The sequence below is a fragment of the Pseudarthrobacter sp. B4EP4b genome, assembly GCF_006680095.1.
Classification (GTDB): Bacteria; Actinomycetota; Actinomycetes; order Actinomycetales; family Micrococcaceae; genus Arthrobacter.
Window position 1 is genome coordinate 128,789 of sequence record NZ_VHIJ01000031.1, and the last position, 23,586, is coordinate 152,374.

The window sequence follows — 23,586 nt, forward strand, 5'->3', positions numbered from 1 at the left end:
CAGCAAGGCCCAGCGCCAAGAAACCAGGCCGTACCTGGCGGAATGCGCCGCAGGTCCGGCCAATTCGGCCTGACCTCGACGAGACAGACCGTATTAGACAAATCAGCCAAGAAGCCCACGGCAGCCGTCCTCTTCGGATGTCTGCATCTGAATCCTAAGTCCCACAGTCATGACGGACACTCCACAAGTCGGACCTTGGCTTCGTACCCGTTTTACGAATGGGCAAAATTAGCCGGGGTGGAAGTTGAAGCCCGCTTCAATGGCGCACTTTTCCGAGTGGCCGTATCGAGGCCGCCACAGCGGACGGAACCATCGCCTGGCCCGCCCAGGAAGGCATGAAGGACAGAACCCTAATAGACAAAGCTTCGGGCTACGAGATACGACATGCACCATGCCACAACTTCACGCTACCCACGAGATGACCCAGGCAGGCTGCTTCAAAACCAACGGGCCGGCAACCGGTTCCGCCCTCAATAAGGAGAAGCTGCCTTTTCCGTCCTCTCTGAGAACATCCCCCACCGAAATCCGTCTCTTGGGCGGGGCTGAGACCCCGCGGTGGGGAGGGCGAGCAACCAGAAGAAGGTCAGGGCATACAGTCCCCTTTGCCAGGTTGGCGTGCTCAGGGGACGCTTCTCTCGACGACGTTTCCAAGTCCGCACCGCTGATCAGGTTCTCTGTGGTTCACAAGGTGAGTCAGCGGGCAGAGGTTCATTTTGGGCGACGTCGATGCCTGCTACCCTGGGGTGCTTTGTTTCCAGGGCTGAGATGAGCGCTGCTTCGTCAACCGTTGAGCCGTGGCGGACGTTAAGGACTATCGCGCCCTTGGCCAGGGCGGGCGAACAAGCGGCCGTTGAACAATTTATCCGTGTGAGTGCTTGCCGGGACCAGCGAAATGAGCACGTCACCTTCTTTCAGCAGGTCTCGGGCGGTCTCCTCAGTCACTACCGGGAACCGGAACGTTCACCTGCTGAGTTCGCCATCCCGGTTACGTCCTTTGACTTCCAGGATCGGGTGGTCGGTTCTCCGGTTTTGCCGATGTGGGACAAATCGGACAGTTCTACAGTCCTAACGAAAGGTTCCTTCCGTGATGAAGATACAAATGACCGCCGCCGGAGTCCGGATACTTCCGCAAGTCCAGATGCTCCCCGTTCAAGCAGGGCGTTCAATAGGCGACCTCGCCCCACTCCACAGAAAACTTCGTGCAGGGCGTAGGGATGATGTTCGCGCAGCTGGATCCCTTGTGTTGAGGAAGGATCCTCGATGACCGGCGCCGCGACCGAGCTGACCGCAGAGACGGTCGGGGATGCAGCGATGGAACCGAGCGGTCACATTCCTAAAAAGCGCCGGGCTCCCACTCTCGCAGAGACGCAGAGGCAACGAGTGTATACAATGGCGGCATGCGTGCAGGTGAAGTAGCTTATCAAGCTCTAAAAGACGAAATCATCCAGTGGAAGCTTGAACCGGGAGCCCCGCTGGGCGAAGTGGAAACGGCGGCGCGTATCGGAGTGTCCCGAACCCCTGTACGCGAAGCACTCTCGCGGCTTGTCGCTGAAGGCCTCGTCACCGCCGGCGCCGGGAGGACTTTGACCGTCTCCCCTCTTTCGAAAAAGACCATCATCGAGCTCTTTGAACTCCGCGAAGCGCTGGAAATGCAGTCTGCACGCCTTGCAGCCCGGCGGCGAAACGCGGAGGTATTCGAGAAGCTGCGTCAGGATTTTCAGTCCGGCCCGGACCCTGATGTCTTAATCGATCCTGATCGCCCGTACTTCTTGGCCGGCGCCTTGGACCTTGCCATTGACGAAGCTGCCAGCAACTATCAACTCGCCAACACGTTGCGTGACATTCGAGGGCATTTCGCTCGAATCAGGAGGATTGCGCACCACAACCCCGTTAGGTTGAAGGCGGCGACGGCGGAGCACCTGATGATCGTAGAGGCCATTCTCGCTCAGGATGAAACTTTGGCATGCCAGGCCACTGCTGTTCACCTGCGGAACAGCCTGGGGAACGTTTTGGAGCACCTCGAACAGCATGAACAATCGAGCCAAGCCCAGGTGCCATCCCTTGAAGCAAACACCGCCTAGCTATACTGCCCAGGCAGGTTAGGTAACCGGCTGATGGGTGGTTGTCCTCCGATTGCGGTGCGGGGCCTGTGGACTCTTCTATGTCTGTCAAGCCGCATTCATTGTTTCGGATGAGGCATTGAGCGTCCGATAGATGCGGCGAGCCATGTGGCGCTTGATGCAGCGGGGGATTTCCTTGTCGGTACGACCTTCGGCGCGTCGTTTTTCACGTACTGGCGGGGTTCTGCATCCTAGGTCATCCGCGTTACCGCGACCATATGCAGTGCGCTGTTCAGCTCCCTGTCACCACCCCGGTTCAGCCAATGCCGGACGGTGCGCTGATCGCCCTGAACCCTTCCCCTTCCAGCAGAGGTGCGGCCTCGCTGTCCTTGACCAGCTCGTCCAGCTGTTTCTCATTGGCCATGAGCTGCTCGTCCAGTTCGAGGATGTGTTTAGCCGGGCGAATGGCCTCGTTACTGGCGACGGACAGGGACAGTTCTTCCTCGCAGAGCCGCCACCGACAGATGTCCGAGATCTGGGAGGCGGTAAGGGATTAGCGGGCATCGATCCTGGGTCTTCCAACGCTTCTACGCTACAGAATTAGCCCGAAGGAATACCTCCCCACCTTGGTGCAGGCGGTTCAGTCGGCGCCGGACCAGGTCCGAATGGACGGTCGAGGTCGATATGGCCATCTTCGCACTCCGGGGCTGCCACTTGAAGTGCGGGGCACTCTTGGTTGCGGACTGTAGACTGGGGCCGGTTCCACTCAACGAGATGAAGCTCACACAGGGTGACAGCATTGCCATCTTCGGCGCCGTCGGCCTCTCGGCTGTGATGGCAGCGAAGCTCTCGGGCGCCGGCGAGATCGTCGTTGTCGATCTAAGGAACAGCTTCATGACCAGGGATGCTGACACCTCGGCGTCCGGGGCAAGATCGCGCACCGCGAGGGCACGGCAGTCGCGTTCCCCGAAAGCCGGTCCACAGTGCCAAGGATTGCGTCGTGGCTGGGGCTGCTCACGCTCCCATTCTCCCTCCACAGTTGTCCTCTACGCGTGGGGCGGTGAAGTCCAGGGTGATGGATCGAGTGTCCACGGTGACCTTTTGTGCCATGGCCTCTTGAATCGCCGGGTGCAGCATAGTCAAGACATAACGGCCGGCGACGGGCAGCGGAAAGACATACCCACCGTTGCCGTCCGTGCGGGTGGTGCCCACATACCCGCCCCCAGCTTCAAGGAGGGTCACCACCGCCCCGGACACAGACGCCCCGCCGGCGCTGACCTTTCCGCCTACCTGTAGCCGGTCCCGGAGGAGAAAATTCTGTTGGAGGGTGCGGCCGTCGAAGTCAAAAACTTCGGCTATGGGTGCCCATCCGCCGGCATTGGCCACCATCAGGTACCGCCCGGCGCCGGGCAGCGCCACGGAGTAATTGCCTTCAGCGTCTACCCGGCTCCAGTCCACCGGTTCGCCGTCGATCTGGAGAACGGTCACGACGGCGGGGGTGAGGGGTCGGTGGTCCGGGGCCATGACCCGGCCCTGAACCACCAGTTCGGTGGCGGCGACGGCTGGCGAAGGCAGGCGGTGCGCAGCAGCGGCGCGTGGGATAAAGAAGGCCGCCAGCATCGAGGCCGCCGACGCCAGCGCTGCGAGCCAGAAAATGTCCTTGAACGCGTCAAATGAGGGGAGACGGGTATCGCCAACTGTCATGGTGACGGAGGTGAATACGGCGGCAATTGCCGCACTGGACGTTGAGGTGCCGATAGCGCGGACCAGGCTGTTCAGGCCATTCGCGGACGCCGTTTCGGTGATGGGCACCGCACCCATGATCAGCGTGGGCATGGCGGCGTAGGCAATGGCCGTGCCGACGGCCACCAAGGTGGAACCGATGATTACCCAGGCGATGGAGTCGTAGAAGAACACGCGGCCCACGTAGCCCACAATCATCACCAGCGCCCCGGCCATCAATGCGGTCTTGCCGCCGAAGATTCTGATGATGCGACCGGAAAGAGGTGCGAACACGACCATGGCCAGCCCGGAGGGGACCATGCATAGGCCTGCAATGATCACGCTCAGCTCGAAGCCGTAGCCGGTGACGGCGGGCAGCTGGAGCTGCTGGGTGGTCAGGAGCATGTTGGCGAACATGGAAAAGCCGATGAGCAGCGAGGCCAAGTTGGTCATGAGTACGGGGCGGCGGGCGGATGTCCGCAGGTCAACCATCGGCTGCCTGACCTTCAATTCATACGGGACCCAGACGGCCAGCAGTATCGCCGAAGTGAGGAACAGCAACAGCACCGGTTCGGACCCCCAGCCCCAGGAACCGCCCTTGGAGATCGCCAGCAGCAGGGCGGCCAACGCCGCCGACAGCACCAACGCCCCTGCGTAGTCGAAGGTCCCCGGCGTGCGGACCTTCGACTCAGGGACAACCAGCACCACAGCAAGGAGCAACAGTGCACCGGCGGCAGCGGATATCCAAAAAATAGAGGCCCAGCCCATGTACTCGTACAAAACCCCCGCCAACGGAAGACCCAGGGCGCTGCCGATTCCGAGGGTGGCGCTCATCAACGCGACCGCGGAACCCATCTTTTCCTTCGGCAGCTCATCGCGCATGATGCTGATGCCCACCGGTATCAGTGCCGAGGAGAAGCCTTGGAGGGCCCGGCCGATGATCAGCAACACCAAGGAGCCACCAACGGCTGCCAGTACAGACCCGGCCACCATGATGGCCAGGCACACCACCATCATCTTGCGCTTGCCGTACATATCAGCGCTGCGGGAAACGATTGGCGTTGCCACGGCGCTGGAAAGGAGGGTAGCGGTAACCAGCCAGGAGGCGTCGTCCGTACTCACGCCCAGGATTCCGGGGAAATCCGGCAGGAGCGGAACTACCAGTGTCTGCATGAGCGCCACGAGGGTGCCGCTGAGGGCCAGGACGGCAGTGATCGCGGACGGGGACGCGCGTCGGCGCGATTCGGAAGCGTGGGAGCGCGGCATCGGCTTGCTTTCTTTCAGGGGTAAGGAACCTTTGTGCTTTCCAAAGCTGTGACGCGAGAGCGACGGTGCGAGTCCACCCCAGGACGGAACTGCGACTCAATCTGACCAGCCAAAGACCTCAAACTCCCCAAAAGGCTTGTGCCCTCCAACTGTCGAATCTCCTCAGTGACGTTGTAGAGGCCTACTTCAAATCCGGAAGTCAGGAGGGAAGCGCCTTTGCGAACAATCATGAGATGGACGCCCCAATGACTCGGCCGCCTCCGGTGATAACGGCAACCTTGCCGTCCAGAACTCCCATGATTTCTCCTTGTTTGTGGACGCTGGAAGGTAACTACTGCGAGGCCAAGGTTCTTTGGCTCGTAGACATCCCACAGCTCGTGGCGGCGAAGCTTTTTTGTCGCGGTGCGTGGCCCAGCAGCGCGGCGCCTACCAGGGACGGAAACGGACCTTACCCCGAAAACAGGCGGCTCAGCTGCGGCGGCGGGCTGCCGTCGGCGAGCAGATAGACCGGCCTGACCCCTGCGCCGGGCTACCGGGACACCCGCCGTGTGACAGTAAGCAGGGGAACTTTCCGAACCGACCGAAAGGTGAGAGCACCGGCCAAGGCCGCGGAAGCCGGCCGAAGAGCGGTTCACCGAAGCTTGGGCTTCCTACCCCAGTTTACCGTTGCACAGCAGCCCGACCTCCTACGAAGCATGCCAACTGCACGGTTCTGCACGGGTGGCCGCGGAAGAACAGTGAGCTGGTTGCCCTTCGAGACGGCCGCCCAGCCACCGCTCACGTCGGTAAGGTTCTTCTTCATTTCCACCGACGCGTCGGAACCTCCGGCTCTCCTCTTAGGCGTGGTTGATGGCGTACAAGGCACTGTCATACACCCTCGGGGTTTTTCCCTCGTCTGCTTCCCTGGCTGCGAGAAAAGCCAGATGGGCGGCGGTTTCGGCCAGGGCGAAGTTCAGTGCGTATCCGTGCAGCGATTCCCAGCCCCGGCTCCAGGTGAGATGTCGGGCGGTTTCCCATACTGTTCGGGGGCTGTGGCGATCGAAGACGCGCTGGATCTCGGCGGCCCGTTCCTCATGGTGCAGATGCAGCTGTTGTGTTCTGTGCTGCAGTCCGCGGAACCTGTACTCGTGGCCCGGCAGGACTTCGGCGGCGGCGTAGGGAGTGATCTTGTCCAGCGAGCCGAAATAGTCCTTGAGGGGGTTGGCCGACTGGCCGGGTTCCAGCGAGATGTGCGGCGAGATCCGGGGAAGCACATGGTCCCCGGAGAAGAACGTTCCTGATTCTGCCTCGTGGAGGCAGATATGCCCTCGGGTGTGTCCCGGGGTTTCGATGACCTCGATGTTCCGGCCGTCCAGAGGAATGCGGTCCCCGTCGCCCAGGCTGAGCCCGACGTTCGAAAGTATCTCGAACTGCCGGCTGATGTCCGCCCTGTCCAGGATCTGGTTCCGGACGGCTGCCGGCACACCCCAGTGCTCCAGGCGCGTCTGGCGTGCGGTACGACGATCGGACGAGTCATCGGTGAGGAAGGGGCGGGCTTCGTTTTTCCCGAGGGCGACCCATGCCCCGGATGCCCGGACCACATCGGCGGCGAGGCCGATGTGGTCCGGGTGGTAGTGGGTGAGCACGATCCCGGTAACCGACGCTGCCTTGATTCCGGCGAGGTGCAGGCCGTTCCCAAGGTGGTTGAGGCCGGTTTCACTGCGCCATCCCGGATCGACGATGATGGCGCCGCCGCTGCCGGTAATGAGGTAGGAAAGCGTGTAGCGCATGGGGTTGCCCGGGAACGGTACCGGGATTGACCAGATATGCTCCCGCACCTGTTCCACGGGCGGCAGAAGGTTGTGCTTCCATGCACGCTGCTGCAGCACGCCCGTTACCGAGATCGCTGTCATTTTCCGGGCAGTTGCGCGCTGAAGAAGCTGCTCGGCAGCCCGTCCGCCAACGGCCGGAAGTTCGATTCGATGGCTTGCCCGAGGTCCTCCACGGACCAGGGCTTGTCGCTTTTAAAGGTACTGATTTCTTCCGGGTTGGCGTAGAGACCAACTTGGTAGCCCTGGGCCGAAACGACACGTCCGGTCATCCAGCGGGATTCGTCACTGGCCAGATAGAGGGCAACGGTGGCGATGTTGTCGGGGGAAACTTCAGGGGATTCCTCCTCAAGACCGCCGATCCTCTTGTCGTCCGGGATCGTGGCGGTTAGCCGGGTAGCCGCTCCCGGGGCAATGGCGTTGGCGGTGACACCATAGCGGGAGAGCCCCTGGGCCAAGGAATAGGTAAGCCCGACGATGCCCATTTTTGCAGCCCCGTAGTTGGGCTGCCCCGGCGATCCCTGCAGTCCGGAAACGGAGGTGAAATTGATGATGCGGTAGTTGGCCTCCGGGTTCCGCTGCTCACGGAAATAAGCCGACGCCGGTCGGACTGTACTGTAGTGGCCCTTGAGGTGGACCCGGATCACTGCGTCCCAGTCGGCTTCACTGAGGTTGAAGATCATCCGGTCCCTCAGGATCCCGGCGACGTTGACGACAATGTCGAGTTTTCCGAACTGTTCGATGGCTGTTTTCACCAAGCGTTCACCGGTGGCGACGTCGGCTATATCCCCGCCATCGGCGATGGCCTGCCCGCCGGCTGCAGTGATCTCCCGAACGATCTCCTGAGCCGGGCCCTCATCCCCGCCCTGGCCGTCCGGGCCGGTGCCGAGATCGTTGATTACCAGCGAGGCGCCATGCTTGGCGAACAGCCGGGAGATCGATGCCCCGATGCCGCGGCCACCGCCGGTGATTATGGCTACTTTTCCTTCAAGTGTTTTCATAGCAAGCTCCTGTTCTTATACTTCGGTTATTTCGCGGTTAGTGCGGACGGCTGGATTCAGCTGCTAGTGCGGCGCGAACAGTTAGAATGTCGCGGAGGTTCCGGCGGATCAGCTTCCCGCTGGGGGTGCGGGGGAACTCGTTGAGGAATTCGATCTGTTTGGGCCGCTTGTAGGAGCCCAGGTTCGTCCGGGCGAAGCTGTCGATGTCCTCGCGGATTTCATTACTGGGTGAGTAACCCGGGTTTAGCTGGATGACGGCAACAACCTTTTGGCCCCACTCCTCGTCGTCAACTCCGATTACGCCGACATCGGCGACGGCTGGGTGACCGATGAGGGCCTGTTCCACCTCTACGGGATACACGTTGGCTCCGCCGGAGAGGATCAGGTCGTCGCGGCGGCCCTTCAAATACAAGTACCCTTCGGCATCTAGGTACCCCAGGTCTCCGACGGTGACGAAGTCCCCCTGCCGGTTTTCCCGAGTCTTATCGGGATCTCCGACGTATTCGTATGGAAGGGTTGCCCGGAAGAAGATCCTTCCGCTTTCACCCGTCGGCTGTTCGGCGCCGAACTCATCGAGGATAACGACGGAACCGGGTTCGGGCCGTCCATGGGTGCCGGGATGCTCAAGCCATTCGGAGGGTGAGGCCTGGGCGATGATGCCTTCTGTGGCGCCGAGGTACTCCCAGATGATGGGCCCCCACCAGTCGATCATGCGGCGTTTCACACTCGGCGGGCAGGGGGCACCGGCGTGGATGGCGGTTTGCAGTGACGAGGTGTCAGCCGCAGCCTTCGTCTTATCGGGCAGTGAAAGCAGGCGGTGGAAGTGCGTGGGGACCATGTGGGAATTGGTGACGCCGTACCGCTCTACATCACGGAGGACCCACTCGGCGTCGAACTTCTCATGGACTACCAGGGTATGGCCCAGATGCAGGGCGGCTGCGGCGAAGGCGGCCGGTGCGGAATGGTAGAGGGGTGAGCAGACCAGATGGACCCCATCGGGGCGGGTCAGACCGAAGGAGTTGATCATGGCGACGGAACGAATGGCGACCTGCTCCGGTGTCTCATGGCCAACCTTCCGCTTGACGCCCTTTGGCTGGCCCGTGGTTCCGGAGGTATATCCCATGATGGCGCCCGCCACCCGGTCCACGGGTGCTCCCGTCGGCTTCCCATGTCCCAAGTCAGAATAGGGGCGCCATCCCGCCAGCACCTCACCGAGGGTGAAGAGGTGCTTGGCCTCGACGACGGTGCCGTTTGAGGCGAGCAGGCCTGCCTGGGCAGCACCGGCAACCAGAAGTTTTGCACCGCTGTTGTGGACGATGTACGCAGCTTCCTCGGCTTTGAGGTGAGAGTTGATGGGAACGTAGTACAGGCCGATCTGCTGGGCTGCCAGTGTCAGTTCCCAGTATTCGGGCTCATTCTCCAGGAAACTGGCGACCACATCACCCACGCCAAGCCCCAGCTCACGGAAGTGATGGGAGAGCTGGTTTGTGCGGCCGATCAGCTGACCAAAGGTAATTTCATGGTCTCGCTGGATCACCGCGGTCCGGGACGGGTCGACTTCGGCCCACTGGTAAGCGCTGGGGGCGGCTTCATCGCCGCCGGAAGAGGAAATAGCGTTCATGGCCAGCTCTGTCTAGAGGGAAGAGGCAAGAATATTTAGAGACGATTTGCGTCTGTTATTAGAGTAGAGCGTGCGTTCTATGCCGTCAAGGGAGATTTAGGGCGCCAAGATTTCCGGAGCATTCAGGGCCAATCGGACAACCCGGCGGGAAAATTCCCGACGGTCATCGAGCAGCCGGCTGGCCTTGTCGCTGGGGGCCAGGAGGAAGCGGTTAATGATCGGCCCGCGGATGGCGTCAAACAGCAGCCCGGCGGATGTTCCGGCGGGCAGTTGCCGGCGCGCCACAGCACGCGCAATACATTCACGTGCATTCTGCATCCAGTCGGCTCTGATCGTATCCATGGCCGGATCCAAAATTTCCGGGTAGATCTTTGCCTCGATCTGCAGGCGCAGCTCCGCGAGGCCGCGGGTCGAATGCAGGCTGACAATAAGGTCCTTGGCCAGCTGCTCAAGATCGGTCACCACATCCCCGGTATCTTTTATCCCGACTTGATGCCGGTCAACCATGCGCATCGCACTGGTGAGCAGGTCCTGCTTGCTGGCCCAGCGGCGGTAGAGGGCGGCCTTGCCGACATTGGCGCGCGCGGCCACTGCGTCGATCGTGAATCCGCCCCAGCCGACTTCGGAATAGACCGCAATGGCAGCCCTGCCGGCACGGTCCTCAATGCTTGGATCTGCGGGGCGTCCCCGCTGCACTTCCGCATGAGCCTTCGCTGCCACTGAAAACCTCTTTCGCCAAGGGGTTGACTTCCCCCTCCAAGTCTCCCATTATTCTGTATCAGAATACAGACAATTTCTGTCTGTAAATTGGTGGTCGCATCCCCGTCCTATCCCTGCTTCACCTCTGCGGGCAGTGACGCGCTGGCCTGCATCAGTCTTTGTCTTCCCGCCAGAAGTCCTTGTCTTTTCCTATTCGACGGGTCCATGGTGGCCCCTTCCTGAAAGGGACAATTCCATGCCAATAACCCACAATTCACCCAACGCCCCCGGAAGTGCAGGCAGCGTCCATCGGACCGCCGGCTGTCGGCAGTTCCGCCGCAACCCGGCCAGTGCTAGTTGAGGAGAACGCCATGACCTATAACGTCCCAAAAGCAACACCGGAAACCGCGCACTTCTGGAACGAGGCCAAGGAGGGACGCCTCACCCTCCCCTATTGCCGAGACACCGGACAGTACTTCTTTTATCCGCGCTCTTTCTCGCCTTTCACCGGCTCCCGCAACGTGGAATGGCGGCAGGCAAGCGGCAAGGCCACGCTACACTCCTACGTCATCAACCACCGGCCGCTGCCGGGACGGGAGGTCTTCTCGCCGGTCATCGCCCTGGTCAAACTGGCCGAAGGCCCGGTCCTGATGTCCAACATCGTTGACATCGAAGCGGACCCCGCACAACTGAACCTCGACATGCCGCTGCACGTGAAGTTCGCGCAGATCGAGGGCGTAGCCGTCCCCGTTTTCGCCCCGGAAGGAGCATAGTGATAACACACCCCGCAACCTCCATGCACGGCGGAAACATCGCGGTCATTGGAGCCGCCGAAACAACTGAAATCGGCAGGCTGCCGCATATGTCCATGCTGGACTTGCACGCTGACGCCGCACTGAACACCTTGGCCGATGCCGGTCTTACCATCGCCGACATTGACGGAGTGGCCACTGCCGGTCCATTGGCCCTTGAAGTCAGCCACCATCTGGGCATCACTCCCCGTTGGGTCGACGGCACCATGGTCGGCGGCGGCAGCTTCATGCTGCTGGTCCGACACGCGGCAGCGGCGATCGCCGCCGGCGCCGCAACAACCGTACTCATCACTCATGGCGAATCCGGCCGCTCCCGAATCGGGATGAACGGGTGGGAACGTTCCCCGGAATCATTTGTCGGACAATTCGAACTCCCCTACGGAGCCGAACTTCCCTACTCGACCTTCACCGTGCCTGCCCTGCGGTTCCTGCACGATCGCGGCATGTCGCCGGATGACCTGGCAACTGTGGTCCTGGCCCAGCGGGAATGGTCCGCGAAGAACCCCCGCGCCCTCAAGCGTGACATCATCACCCGGGACGAAGTCATGAACGCGCCCATGGTGGCCTACCCCTTCACCAAGGAAATGTGCTGTGTCGTTACGGACGGCGGCGGCGCCCTCATCCTCACCTCGGCCGAACGCGCAGCAGACCTGCCCGCCGCCGACCGCGCCGTCTATCTGCTCGGCTCCGGCGAAGCCACCGAGGCGCCCCTAGTGTCCCAAATGACGGAGACCGGTTCCTTTCACGCTTTCCGGCGCTCCAGCACCGAAGCCTTCGCTACCGCAGACTTGGGCCATGCCGATATCGATCACCTGATGATTTATGACGCATTCGCCCACCTGCCCCTATATGGGCTGGAGGATCTGGGGTTCGTCGGCCGCGGAGAATCTGCGGCGTTCATCGCCGAAGGTCATACGGCTCCGGGCGGCAGACTGCCCGTGAATACCAATGGTGGTGGACTTGCCTACACTCACACTGGGATGTACGGCATGTTCGCAATCCAGGAGGCCATCCGACAGCTTCGTGGTGAAGCCGCTGCTCAGGTGCCGGAAGTGCGGACCAGCTTCGTCCAGGGCGTCGGACTCTTCTTCGCCGCCGGGGCAAGCCTCGTTTTCTCCAACCAACGCCCCTGACGAGAACCCCGCACGTCCCCACGCCCAATCTGTCCGCATTAAACGGATTTGTACACATCATCAAGATTGAGACAACGGAGTCAAAAAGAGATGAACTCAGAAACTCTGCGAGCGAATCACACCGCGTCGCAACTGATCAGCGCCCGCATGGACCGGCTGCCGAGGCTCACCCGCACCCATCGACGAATCATCGTCATCCTAGTTGCCCTCTTCACCTTCGACCTGATCGACATAGGAACCCTTGGTATCGTCGCACCCGCGGTACGGGCCGAATGGGGCATGTCCCTTGAGGCGGTGGGCGTCCTCACGTCAACCACATTTATCGGGATGATGATCGGTGCCATCGTCGGCGGCCGCGTGGCAGACGGCATAGGGCGCAGGCCCACACTAATCACAGCTGTCGTGGTCTTCTCCAGCGGTTCGCTGCTCTCGGCGTTCGCCACCGGACCCGAGTTGCTAGGCTGGGCACGCATTGTCACCGGCATCGGCATCGGCGCGACCAGCGGTACCATCCTTGTGCTGGTCTCGGAGATGTTCCCCAAACCCCTGCGCGGGCGAATGATGGCGGTCATCTACGGAGTCGCCGGTATTAGCGGGCCGCTTATGGCGCTGTTGGCTCGCATTGTTATCCCCGCCGGCCTGTGGCCCGTCATCTTTCTAGTCGGGTCTGGCGGCTTCATCTTCGCCTTACTTGCCGTCAAACTGCTTCCCGAGTCGCCCCGTTGGATGGCGGCCCAAGGCCGATTGCAGCAGGCAGAGGCCGAAATGTCACGATTCGAGGCGGAGTATGAGGAAGAGACCGGAAAACAGCTCCCGGCCCCCCTATACCTTGATCACCAGTCGTCAGCGACAGGTTCCATTTTCGACATCTTCCGGAAGCGCGTCATTGGCAGGACGATCGTGGGCAGTGGTCTCTTCCTTTTGGCGACGGTCCTTAACTACGGTCTAGGTTCCTGGTTCCCGGTAATTCTGATCGAGCGTGGGTATCCAAGCGAAGACGCATACAGTTTCCTCTTTGTGCTTATGTGCGCTAGCGTCGTCGGAGCTTTGTCTTCTTCTACGGTGATCGACCGGTTCGAGCGCAAATGGCTCATCGTAGGGGCATCAATTGTTCTCGGCTCGTCGTACATGGTCATAGGTTTCGTCGACAGTGTTCCCGTACTTCTCATCTTCGGGTTCATCGCCGGATTTGTGCACAGCGCCATCACAACGACGGTGTTCACCTACATGCCCGAAATTTTCCCTGTGGAAATCCGTGGCCAGGGCAGCGGTTTCTCTAACGGCATCGGTAGGCTCGGCGGTATCGCCAACTCCCTGCTTATAGGCGTGATTATCGCGACCTTCGCGACCGAAGGCGTCTTCGTTTATCTAACGGCCATCTGCGCCCTAATGGTTGTCGTGGCGCTGTTCGGTCCGGTCATGGGCATCCGCAACGCACACCTCAATCTTAAGCGAGAAAAGCTAACTGCAGCGCAACAGGGGGTCTGAGCGGCACAGGAGGTTCGCGGGGTGGCGGATAAGTAGGCGCGACACCTGCCGCCCGGCCCCAACGGGCTGCAGCCTACGCAATAGCCACCAAGGTGAGATTCTCATCGGAAGTGCGTTCAGACCCATTCTGCTTGGGCACGCTCACGATCTGACAGGGTCCTACGACCTAATGCTGGCGATTCTCGGCGGCAGCCTGGTCGCCTGCGCCATCGGCCTCCTCGCCCTCGGCAAGTACCGCTCTGCCCCGGTTGACGGATTCGCCAAGGTCGCTGCCCATGACGAACGGCAGCGCTGAAATCCTTGCACAGTTGCATCCGTTATTGCTTTCCGTCGGTATCGGTTCAAGCTGCAATAGCCGCCAGCTTGGCCTTCGCAGGCACCCTGGCTTAATTGGGAGCGCACGCCGACTTCCGGATGGTTCGCGGACTACGGGCTGTCACTGCGGCCCTTTGCGCCTCATCACGATACCTGTCGCCCGGGCTTGCCTAAGTACCCCACATAGGAAATTGCATACATAAGAGTGATCTTTGTATGAAAATGCTTGACATCGTCGACGCGTGCGGAGTCCAATGTATACATTCTTAGCAGCCATCGCGTCTGCATATCGGGCCGCCCTTGGGTGCCCCCTAATCCGATCAAAGGAGCACGGATATGACCCTTGATACATCTCACGTAGGAAGAAGCGGCGCGATGGTCGAGCGAAGCTGGACAGCTTCAGATGCTTTGCTCTATGCGGTGGCCGTAGGTGCCGGTAGCGCTGATCCCACTAAAGAGCTGGAGTTCACAACAGAAAACTCGGCAGGAATTGACCAGCAGGTTCTGCCGTCCTTCATCTGTGTCGCTGCCGGAGCGCCTCTTCCAGAGGGGCTCGACATTGACTTCACAAAAATGCTTCACGCCGAAATGGGGTTCCTCCTCTACAAAGACGTTCCCGTGGATGGAAAAGTCACTTCGACAACGACCGTCAGAAGCATCTATGACAAGGGCTCCGGAGCGCTCGTGTCGACAGTCACCGAGGTGCTCGATGCTGCAACGAAAGAACCCGTAGCGCAGCTGGATTCTGCATTGTTCATTCGAGGAGCCGGCGGGTTCGGGGGCGACCGCGGGCCCAGGGATCCGTGGCAGCTGCCAGATCGTGAGCCTGATGAAACCATCACTGCCTCCACGCTCAAGGAGCAGGCGCTTATCTACCGGCTCACTGGTGACAGGAATCCGCTGCACAGTGACCCTGAGTTTGCCAACAAGGCAGGCTTTCCGCGCCCCATTCTCCATGGAATGTGCACGTACGGCTTCACGGCCCGCATCTTGCTGCACGCAGCGGCCGACTCAAATCCCTCAAAATTCGGAAGCATGTCAGCCCGCTTCTCCAAGACTGTAGAGCCCGGCGAGACACTCACTGTCCAGGTGTGGCATGACGAAGCTGGGGCTCTGTTCCGCACTCTGAACGAAAACGGCGAAGTCGTGCTCGATATGGGCCGACTCACGCATCGCTCCTGAGCGCACTGCAAATCTGAAGGTGAATATGAATGCTCTCGAAGGTGTTCGCGTCCTCGACCTCAGCATGGGAATCGCTGGCCCGGTAGCCGGCATGCTTCTCGGTGACTTCGGTGCGGACGTGGTCAAGGTAGAACCACGAACAGGCGATCCAGCCCGTTCTGAACCAGGGTTCACTGTTTGGAACAGAAACAAGCGAAGCGTCGTCCGTTGCCCGGACAAAGCAGAGGACAGGGCATGGATGGCCGAGACCCTGGCGGCCGCTGATGTCTGTCTCCTCGGTGAACAAGAGCTCGGGGTATGGGGTGAGCAGGCGCTGCGTGCAGCCGAAGAGAATCTCCGCCTTGTCGTACTGAAAATGCCCCCATACCTCGACGGCCTTACCCCTTGGGGGGAAGGCGAATCCAATGGACTACTGGCAGCATATGGTGGTCAGGCCACCAGGCAATCATCTTGCACGGGCGGCCCCGTAGAGACTCTCTCGCCGTACATGCTCTACATCCACGGCATATGGGCAGCAACCTGCACAGTTGCTGCCCTTGTGGAGCGGACGACATCGGGGCGGGGGCAGACTGTGACCGTTACCGGTGCCAATGCCCTCATGGAAGCAACAGTGAGCGCCCTGAGCGTGGATCCAATCGAACCCGACCCTGAAACCGCCATCGGCCCTTCGGGCCGTCATCCCACGTACCGCCCGTTCCGAACCGCCGACGGAACCTGGATTTCCTCCGGCGCACTGGGACCCAAATTCGAGCCCGCCCTGCTCCAAGCGCTGGGCTGCGGTCACATCCTGAGCGACCCGCGTATCGATGGGCAAACCGCCAGAATGTCGCTGCCGGAGAACCGCGAGTGGGTCCTGCCAGAGATTACAGCTGCCTTCGCGTCCCGGGGGAGGGACGAGCTGCTCGAGCTCATGGACTCGATCGGTGTGCCCTGTGGACCTGCTCAGAGCCGAGAAGAATGGTTCGATTCAGAACAAATCAACGCCATTGGCATGAAAGTAAAGGTGGAGGATCCTGTACTCGGTGAAGTAGTCATGCCAGGCGTTCCGGTGAAGCTGACCGGCAGCCCGGGTTCCATTCGCAGTGCCGCCCCCGCCCTTGGAGCCCATACAGACGATAAAGCTTGGCAGCGGCGGGACAACAGTGGCACCCAAGCCCCACGTTACGTGGAGGGCCCGCTGGCCGGCTTCCGCATCCTTAACACTGGAACATTCGTTGCTACACCTTACGCCGGGCTTCTTCTGAAGGAGCTTGGCGCCGATGTCATCAAGGTCGAACCTTTGACCGGAGACCCATTCCGGGTCTCGGGATACACGGTTAACCGCGGAATGCGAAGCCTGGCCATAGACCTACGCTCGCCAGAGGGTCAAGCAGCCTTCCATCGCCTCGTCACGAGCAGTGACGTTGTTATCGATGGTATGAGGCCGGGCGTGATGCAGAAGATGAACATTGACTACGACAGCCTCGTGGCGCACAACCCTGAGATCATCAGCATGTCACTTTCGGCATACGGCGAAGGCGGGCCTATGTCTCACCGTCCAGGCGTTGACATGGTTATGCAGGCTGAGAGCGGCATGATGACCTCTTGGGGCGGTAAAGATGACCCCATCGCGAACTCCATTGCCATCAACGACGTGGCCACTGCCGCCTTCACAGTGCTGACATGTGTCCTGGCCCTCCACAGACGCAACATAGGAGGCGGCGGACAACGCACCTGGGACTCTCTCGCCGCCACATCCGTGTTCCTGCAGATGGAGTCCATGGTCCGGTATCGAGGCCGCCCGCCGGCCCCCACCGGCTGCAGTGATTTGCGGGGCCTCGATCCGATGCACTCCTACTACCGGACCAAGGATGGGTGGCTCTATCTGGATGCTCCCGCCGGTTATGACCCCTGTGATAGCGCCAACGCCCTTCTGATGAAAAAACTGGGCATTGAGATTACCTCGTCAGAGGCTCTCCAGTATCAGCTCAGCTCCAAACTGGAAACAGGCACAGTTGATCAGGGTCTCACCTGGCTGCGCTCGGTCGGGCTTCGAGCTGTTAAGGCCCGCCAAGTCGCAGAGGTCCTTCAGGATCCGGCAACCCTGGAGCACGAAGTCGTGCATATCCGTCCATCAGATGACGGAGGCACCTTCATGGTTCCGGGACGATATGCAACATTCAGTCGGACCCAGCGGCGCGGCCCGCTGAGTCCTCCTGGGACAGGCGAACACACGACTGCAGTCCTGCAGGACGCCGGGTTCGCCGAGGATGAGGTCCAGGCCCTGATCGATGCTGGCGTAGTCCGTACGGGCGGCCCGGTGCGCCACGTCCTTCCCATCCAGTACCGCTAACGTTTAGCGCGCTCTGAAGGCTCCCGCCACTTGCAGGTAGCTCCAGTGCATCTGCCGCAGCGCACTAAGGAGGCGACGCAGCACAGCGCTCAGAGCACCGTTGGTCATCAGGCTGCTAAGGCAAAGCCACTGAGGGCCAGGCTGGCTGTGGCACCGTCGACTTACATGTTCCCGCCCTACCAAGCAGTTCCGCGTCAGAGATCCTGTCGCCACGCACGCTCTCGAACATCAAAGAGGGCTCACACCGAAGCGTGGTGTGGTTTGAGACTGCAGCCCTTGCGCAATTGTGTATGTGCAGGGACAGGCTCACCGGCGTATTACTACCGCGTCCGACGGCACGCGTAACTGTCGTGACCTTGGTCAGATTGACCAGCCACTCAACGGCGTCCTACGCGCCCAGCATTTAGAAAGGTACATTGATGATGACCCCTTTTACGGAACTGTTGAATATCCCTGCTACAAGCGCGGGGCGTGACCTGGAGACAACAGATACGATTCCAGTCATCAACCCGGCTACGGGAAGTGTGTTCGCGCATGCGCCAGCTGTCACTCCTGACCAGCTGGATGGCGTTTTCAAGGTGGCGCAGGATGCGTTTGAGAGCTGGAAGGTCGATGAGGACCTCCGCCGAGACGCGCTGCGCCAGCTGGCCGCTGCCTTCCGGGATCAGGCGGAAGAAATCGCGCCTATTCTGACTGCGGAACAAGGAAAACCTCTGTCAGACGCTGTCGGAGAGCTTCGCGTATCCGCGGACTGGTTCGACTACTACGCCGACCTTGAGGTGCCCCGGGAAATTCTTCGGGACGACGAAGGCGGATACGAGGAAGTTTTCCGCCGACCCCTTGGCGTGGTTAGTGCGATTACTCCATGGAACTTCCCCATTGCGCTGGCGGCCTGGAAGATTGCTCCCGCTCTCCGCGCAGGAAACACGCTGGTCGTTAAACCGTCCCAGTACACGCCATTGGCCACGCTGGCCATCGGCCGGCTTGCGCGTGGAATCTTGCCCGATGGTGTTCTTAACGTTGTATCCGGAAGCCTTGGATCAGCTATGGTTTCGAATCCGATTCCCCGCAAAGTCAGCTTCACCGGCTCCACCGAGATCGGGAAAACCGTTGCCCTTAACGCAGCAAGCGATCTTAAGCGTCTCACGCTCGAGCTGGGTGGCAATGATCCGGCGATCATCCTGCCTGATGTCGACGTGTCAGAAATTGCGCCGAGGCTGTTCTGGAACGCATTCACCAACAACGGCCAGCTCTGTTTTGCCGTGAAGCGCGTGTATGCCCACGAAAAGATCCGCAACGAACTCGTTGAAGCCCTCGCAAACATAGCCAGGACCATAAAGGTAGATGACGGCACTGTCGACGGCGCTCAACTCGGTCCCATCAACAACGCTCCCCAACTGGAGAGGGTCACAGAACTGGTAGACGATGCGGTGGCGCATGGTGCCCGGGTTTCGGCCGGCGGCAGCAGACTTGCACGCGACGGATACTTCTATCAGCCCACCATCCTCGACAACGTTGACGACGGCTTCCGCGTGGTCGATGAAGAACAGTTCGGGCCGGTCATGCCAATTGTGTCCTTCACGGATGAGGAGGACGCCGTCGCCCGCGCCAACCGGAGTGAGTATGGGCTGACTTCCTCCGTCTGGTCTGGTGATGCAGAACGGGCCTTCCGCCTTGCAAGCCAAATCGACAGCGGCCAGGTGGCAATCAACCAGCATGGCCGGGGAGTTCAGATGCACCTGCCGTTCGGGGGGCATAAGCACAGTGGATTAGGTGTCGAAAACGGCCCCTGGGGGCTGTACGGCTTCACAGAGCTTCAGGTAATCGCAGGGCCCCCGCGTCGATGACTCAGACAGACCCAGCAACCGTGGAAGCCCGGTCAGGGCTTTCACGGTTGCCTGCCCGCTCAACCGCAACCGCGATGGATCAGGGGCATCTCGCGGAGGACACCTGCGCCGTCCGCGTAGATTGTCTGAACTCGGTTGCAACACTTACCCTGGACCACCCTGCTCGGCACAACGCCCTGACGTTCGAAATGCTCGCGGCCATCCCACTGATAGTTCGTGAGTTGGAAGCTGACCCGGCAATTCGCGTCATCGTCTTGACTGGGGCAGGGAAGAACTTTTCGTCGGGTGCAGATATCCGGGATTTGGACCGGGTCCTTCATGAGGGGCCTCCGGGCGGCGTTCTGACGGCGGCAGAAGAAGCTCTGGCCAGAACGCACATCCCAACCATTGCTGCTATCCGTGGCTATTGCTTTGGCGGTGGCTGGCAGCTTGCGTCCGCCTGTGACGTCCGTCTGGCGGCAGCGGATACTCGCATCGCCATCACCCCCGCCAAACTCGGAATCATGTACCCTATGACGGGCTTGCGGAGGTTGTTGCAGCTTGTGGGACCTGCCGTAACTAAGCGGCTCCTCTACTCCGGTGAATCCATCGGTGCTGATCGTGCTGAATCCTACGGGATGGCGGACAAAGCCAAGAATCTTGACGCTGAAGTGGCAAAACTCGTCGATAATATTTCCAGGCGTTCCCGTTTAACGATTTCCGGCACAGGAGAAGTACTCCCACGCGTTGCTGGAGGGCGTAAGCGTGGACGAAATACAGGCAACGTGGGAAGCGGAAAGCCAGCGCAGCGGGGAAGGACGGATCGGACGAGCTGCCTTCCTTGGTCGTTACGAGCCAATGTTCAGCTGGGTGCGGTAGCAGCACCAAACATCGGGACACTCCGACGCGGGGTGAACCCGAACCGCCTGCCTAGCGGCACCCTTGGGATTGCCCTGTGTAATCAGAAGGCACCTCAGCGAGTTCGCGTCGAGCGGCATGATTCAGCCCAGCCCGATCGGGAAGACGGCCGGAGTAACGTTGCTTCACCGCGCAGGGCAAAAAAGAACTAGTAGAGCCGAACAACCGCATGCAGCAAATCTCCGGCCAGTACTTGACCGCTTGGGCCGATGAAGTTCTTCACGCAACAGCCGTGCTAGCGAAGCTGGTTGAAACTCAACGGCCGCGGGATGCTTCCCCGTGAGAGTGCAAATATCAAACACCGCCCAAAGAGTCAAACGCACCGCGCGCTGTATACGATCTGATGAAGCATGAAAAGATCTTCCCCAGAAACGCTTGTACCTAAGCTCACTCAAGTGTTCAATGTATACATTGAACACTTCGGAGGTCCCTGGTAGCTGGAGGTTCTTTATCCAGTTCAATTGACTGCCGAGAAGCAGGAAACCAGCACCTGGCCACATCGATTGCCGGGGCCACCCCTAACTTTCGGCGCCGGCATGCACCGTACTCGCAACAGGGCACTCCGAAAGTCGGGGGCCGGCGCCGGATCCCCACCCGTCCACAAGATCTGGCGGCCAGGCGAAGGTGGGGGCGACAGGGCCAGTAGCGTGTGTCGCAAGATGCATCGGTCTCCATAGTGAAGGAATTGCTTTGAACCGCACAATGCTCAAATCGAAAATCCATCGAGGAGTAGTCACCCACGCCGATCTACATTATGTGGGGTCTATTACCGTTGATATGGACCTGCTCGACGCTGCCGACATATTTCCGGGAGAATTGGTGTCTGTCGTCGATGTGACAAATGGGGCACGGTTGGAAACCTACACCATTGCCGGTGAGCGGGGCTCGGGTGTCATCGGGATCAACGGTGCCGCCGCACACCTCATCCATGTCGGGGACATTGTGATCGTGATCAGTTACTCCTCTATGACCACCGAGGAAGCTCGCACGTATTCACCCCGGATAGTCCACCTGGGCAACGCCAACACCGTGTTGGAACTCGGAACCGATCCCGCTGAGAGCCACACCAAGGATCTCGTGCGGCCACCACTTGCGGCCGGAACATCAGCTTGCCCCTGAACTTCGCGTTTCGCTTACGGCAATAGCCGACTCAAAGTCAGACCAACTCTTGAACCCTCACGTTTTCCCTTGATTGCGCTAACCCGCTACGCCGGATCTAGCCCCTTGCCCGCGGAGCCTTATCCAAGGCGAGAATTGTAGGGGAGTCCTCACCGGGTGAAGCCCAGGCTCTTTGACAACCTCCACCTGCACACCTTTGCGGGTCAAGTCCTTAACGAGGGCGCAAATTATCGAGGTTGCGTGCCAGCCCGTCCATATTGTCCAGGACGACGTTTTCGTCTTTGACCTAGCGCCGTTGCACATGTTGACTGCCATCAGTGTCTGGCCATGCTCGTGCCCGAGGTGCTCGGTCAGCTCGGCTTCCAGCGCACTCCTCGTGAGCTGGTTCAGAAGCCCGCCCGGGCCAGGCTCACGCCCTGTTCCTTGGTCTGCGTGAGCAACCGCTCCGCAAGCTCCTTCTGATCGATGCTCTCTCTCGTTACAGGATCGACCATCACCCCTGTCATAGCGGTCGTCGACTCTGACACGGCCGTCTCCTTTGGGATCAGGCCGGACCCTCACACACCATTTTTCTTACAGTCCCCTGTGGTGTTGTTTGATGGAGCGGGGGAGTGGTGGCGGTACCTGCTTCGGTGTGCCACCCCCAGTTGAGGTGAAGGTCAGGAAGCGCCTGCGCGTTCAACGGGGCCGGTTAGCAGGCATTGTAGTGCGCTGCGGCCTTGACGCATTGATTGCGGAGGAGCCTTGGATGATAGAAGTGGCGCTGCCGTAGACCGGCAGGGTGACACCGGTGATGAACGAGGCGAGTTCGGCGACGGCCGTATGCACGACGCCGGCGACGGCGTGCTTGGCGATGGGGATTCCGGCGGCGCTGGAGGTCGAAATGATCGATTCCCCGTGGAGTTGTGCGTGAAACTGGCGGTGTACTTGTGTTCGAGTGTCACCGAAGCGCACGAGCAGGTCAAGGGTCTAGTCCAAACCTGCCGGCGTAAGGTCGGTCAGGCCGGCAGCGACGGCGACCGCCCGCATCCACGGCCTGTCCAGGACGTGCCCGGTGAGGGCGTCGAGGGAAACGCGTCCGGGTCCGCCGATCGCAAAGGACGTGGCAGCGAGCCCGAGCACTGCTGGGTATTCCAGGCCGCCCTCCATGGCGAAGAAGCCATTTGGTGCGTGCACACTGGCTGCGACGCCCATGGTGGCGGCGGCAGCCGCTCCGGCTGCCGGCGTTGCAAAGCCGAGGGCCAGTGCCAGGCCCGCACCTGCTTCACCGATCCGGCGAGCATGGCGCTGGTCTTCGCGGGTCGGAAGCCCCATCGCATGCTAGGGCCCGGCTTGCGCTGTAGCCTAAAGGTTATCCATCGCTTCGCAGGGACTGGCTCCGGGTAGGGCCCGGTGGACGCTTTTAGCCAGGCGGCTGATCAGGAGTGCGAGGGCTCGGGCATCATCTTCTTCCAGCCCGGCCATCAGGTCGTATTCGGCCGCGGCGACCCTGGCCTCGTAGACGGCAAGCATCTTCCGGCCACCGTCGGTAGGGACAATTTTCCGGGCCCTGCGGTCGCCCGGATCGGGGATACGTTCAACAACGCCGGCATCGACCAAGGTGTCGAGCAGGTAGGTAAGGACAGTCCTGTCAATGGCCAGGTGCGCCCCAAGAGCCTGCTGGTTCGGCGGGTCCTTGTGCACAACGGCGGAGAGCACCTGGAAGCCCCGGATGCCCGCGGGCATGTCAGCCACTGCTGCCTCGAAGAGGGTCTGGTAGCCGCGCAGGACCATCCCAAGGTTCCATCCCATGTCGCCCGGAACAGGTGCCGTCGTAGTCCCGAAGCGGCGATGCGTGCTTTCGGTCATGAGTTCATAGTACCGCAGGAATGTAGCCAAAAATACATTCTGCGAGAATTACCATCTGCTGGACAACGCAATTCATGCGATGCCGCCAGAAAGATTGACTGCATAACAGATAATCTGTCATTGAGGAGGTCATCAGATGTTTGGCGACATCAATGTCTTGGTGAACACGGCCGGTGTTGGCATCTTTGGCCCCGTTGAAGAAACCACGCCGGAACAGTTCACCACCATGTTTCGGGTCAACCAGCTCGGCGTGTTTCTCGGTATCAAGCACGTGGCTCCCAGCATGCGAACCGCCGGAGGCGGCTCGATCATCAATATCGCCTCCGGAGCGGGCCTTCGCGGGCTGGTCAACATGTCCTGCTACTCGTCGACTAAGTGGGCCGTCCGTGGCCTGACACGGAGCGCGGCGATCGAGCTGGGCCCGGACAAGATCCGG

At 60.6% G+C, this 23,586-nt stretch carries 20 protein-coding genes and 1 pseudogene; 11 read left to right on the top strand and 10 right to left on the bottom strand.

Annotation, left to right across the window (positions count from 1 at the left end; genetic code table 11):
• Positions 1–665: 665 nt before the first annotated feature.
• Positions 666–905 (bottom strand): NAD(P)-dependent oxidoreductase, encoded by a 240-nt coding sequence (locus tag FNL14_RS23815; protein WP_142060184.1) that lies wholly within the window; start codon positions 903–905, stop codon positions 666–668.
• Positions 906–1,397: 492 nt separating this feature from the next.
• On the opposite strand from FNL14_RS23815, the gene FNL14_RS11645 reads away from it, so the two are divergent.
• Positions 1,398–2,081 (top strand): GntR family transcriptional regulator, encoded by a 684-nt coding sequence (locus tag FNL14_RS11645; RefSeq protein WP_142060186.1) that lies wholly within the window; start codon positions 1,398–1,400, stop codon positions 2,079–2,081.
• 87 nt (positions 2,082–2,168) lie between these two features.
• Here FNL14_RS11645 and FNL14_RS23625 read toward each other — a convergent pair.
• From FNL14_RS23625 to FNL14_RS11670, 6 genes and pseudogenes are all read right to left on the bottom strand, one after another.
• Positions 2,169–2,613, bottom strand: a pseudogene (locus FNL14_RS23625) (IS110 family transposase); the annotation flags it as partial.
• 461 nt (positions 2,614–3,074) lie between these two features.
• Positions 3,075–5,048: an MFS transporter gene (locus FNL14_RS11650; protein ID WP_142060188.1), complete on the bottom strand. Its 1,974-nt coding sequence runs from the start codon at positions 5,046–5,048 to the stop codon at positions 3,075–3,077.
• Between the two features lie 836 nt (positions 5,049–5,884).
• Positions 5,885–6,940, bottom strand: a complete 1,056-nt coding sequence (locus FNL14_RS11655; RefSeq protein WP_142060190.1) for an MBL fold metallo-hydrolase — start codon at positions 6,938–6,940, stop codon at positions 5,885–5,887.
• On the bottom strand, positions 6,937–7,857 hold the full coding sequence (locus FNL14_RS11660; RefSeq protein WP_142060192.1) for an SDR family NAD(P)-dependent oxidoreductase: 921 nt from the start codon (positions 7,855–7,857) through the stop codon (positions 6,937–6,939). Before FNL14_RS11660 ends, FNL14_RS11655 begins: the two co-directional genes overlap by 4 nt.
• 37 nt (positions 7,858–7,894) lie before the next feature.
• Positions 7,895–9,478, bottom strand: coding sequence for an AMP-binding protein (locus FNL14_RS11665; RefSeq protein WP_142060194.1), 1,584 nt, complete (start codon positions 9,476–9,478; stop codon positions 7,895–7,897).
• Positions 9,479–9,574: 96 nt separating this feature from the next.
• Positions 9,575–10,198 carry a TetR/AcrR family transcriptional regulator gene (locus FNL14_RS11670; RefSeq protein ID WP_142060196.1) on the bottom strand — a complete coding sequence of 208 codons (624 nt, stop codon included), beginning with the start codon at positions 10,196–10,198 and terminating at the stop codon, positions 9,575–9,577.
• A 350-nt stretch (positions 10,199–10,548) separates the two neighbouring features.
• On the opposite strand from FNL14_RS11670, the gene FNL14_RS11675 reads away from it, so the two are divergent.
• The 9 genes from FNL14_RS11675 (at position 10,549) to panD (ending at position 21,302) form a co-directional block, all read left to right on the top strand.
• The gene (locus FNL14_RS11675; RefSeq protein WP_142060198.1) at positions 10,549–10,950 is read left to right on the top strand and encodes a Zn-ribbon domain-containing OB-fold protein; all 402 of its coding nucleotides are present in this window, start codon (positions 10,549–10,551) and stop codon (positions 10,948–10,950) included.
• The gene (locus tag FNL14_RS11680) at positions 10,950–12,122 is read left to right on the top strand and encodes a hypothetical protein (RefSeq protein ID WP_220126161.1); all 1,173 of its coding nucleotides are present in this window, start codon (positions 10,950–10,952) and stop codon (positions 12,120–12,122) included. Before FNL14_RS11675 ends, FNL14_RS11680 begins: the two co-directional genes overlap by 1 nt.
• 90 nt (positions 12,123–12,212) lie before the next feature.
• Positions 12,213–13,610: an MFS transporter gene (locus tag FNL14_RS11685; protein ID WP_142060200.1), complete on the top strand. Its 1,398-nt coding sequence runs from the start codon at positions 12,213–12,215 to the stop codon at positions 13,608–13,610.
• Between the two features lie 169 nt (positions 13,611–13,779).
• Complete coding sequence (locus tag FNL14_RS23630) at positions 13,780–13,905, top strand: hypothetical protein (protein WP_255470803.1); 126 nt, start codon at positions 13,780–13,782, stop codon at positions 13,903–13,905.
• 356 nt (positions 13,906–14,261) lie between these two features.
• Positions 14,262–15,107, top strand: a complete 846-nt coding sequence (locus FNL14_RS11690; protein ID WP_142060202.1) for a MaoC family dehydratase — start codon at positions 14,262–14,264, stop codon at positions 15,105–15,107.
• 25 nt (positions 15,108–15,132) lie between these two features.
• Positions 15,133–17,439, top strand: coding sequence for a CaiB/BaiF CoA-transferase family protein (locus FNL14_RS11695; RefSeq protein WP_142060204.1), 2,307 nt, complete (start codon positions 15,133–15,135; stop codon positions 17,437–17,439).
• A 419-nt stretch (positions 17,440–17,858) separates the two neighbouring features.
• Entirely contained in the window at positions 17,859–19,286 is a 1,428-nt protein-coding gene (locus FNL14_RS11700) for an aldehyde dehydrogenase family protein (protein WP_220126162.1), read from the top strand.
• A 74-nt stretch (positions 19,287–19,360) separates the two neighbouring features.
• Positions 19,361–20,335 carry an enoyl-CoA hydratase/isomerase family protein gene (locus FNL14_RS23820; protein WP_181762610.1) on the top strand — a complete coding sequence of 325 codons (975 nt, stop codon included), beginning with the start codon at positions 19,361–19,363 and terminating at the stop codon, positions 20,333–20,335.
• Positions 20,336–20,873: 538 nt separating this feature from the next.
• A complete protein-coding gene (gene panD / locus FNL14_RS11710) occupies positions 20,874–21,302 on the top strand; it encodes an aspartate 1-decarboxylase (protein ID WP_181762611.1) in 429 nt (142 codons plus the stop codon).
• Between the two features lie 386 nt (positions 21,303–21,688).
• Here the strand turns inward: panD and FNL14_RS23635 are convergent, their stop codons facing one another.
• The 3 genes from FNL14_RS23635 to FNL14_RS11730 form a co-directional block, all read right to left on the bottom strand.
• Entirely contained in the window at positions 21,689–21,829 is a 141-nt protein-coding gene (locus FNL14_RS23635; protein WP_255470804.1) for a hypothetical protein, read from the bottom strand.
• A gap of 442 nt (positions 21,830–22,271) precedes the next feature.
• Entirely contained in the window at positions 22,272–22,616 is a 345-nt protein-coding gene (locus FNL14_RS11725) for a hypothetical protein (RefSeq protein WP_181762612.1), read from the bottom strand.
• A gap of 30 nt (positions 22,617–22,646) precedes the next feature.
• Positions 22,647–23,150, bottom strand: a complete 504-nt coding sequence (locus tag FNL14_RS11730; protein ID WP_142060210.1) for a MarR family winged helix-turn-helix transcriptional regulator — start codon at positions 23,148–23,150, stop codon at positions 22,647–22,649.
• Between the two features lie 136 nt (positions 23,151–23,286).
• Between FNL14_RS11730 and FNL14_RS11735 the strand changes: the two genes are divergently transcribed.
• The coding region (locus tag FNL14_RS11735) for an SDR family oxidoreductase (RefSeq protein ID WP_142060212.1) at positions 23,287–23,586 on the top strand (300 nt) is incomplete at its 3' end.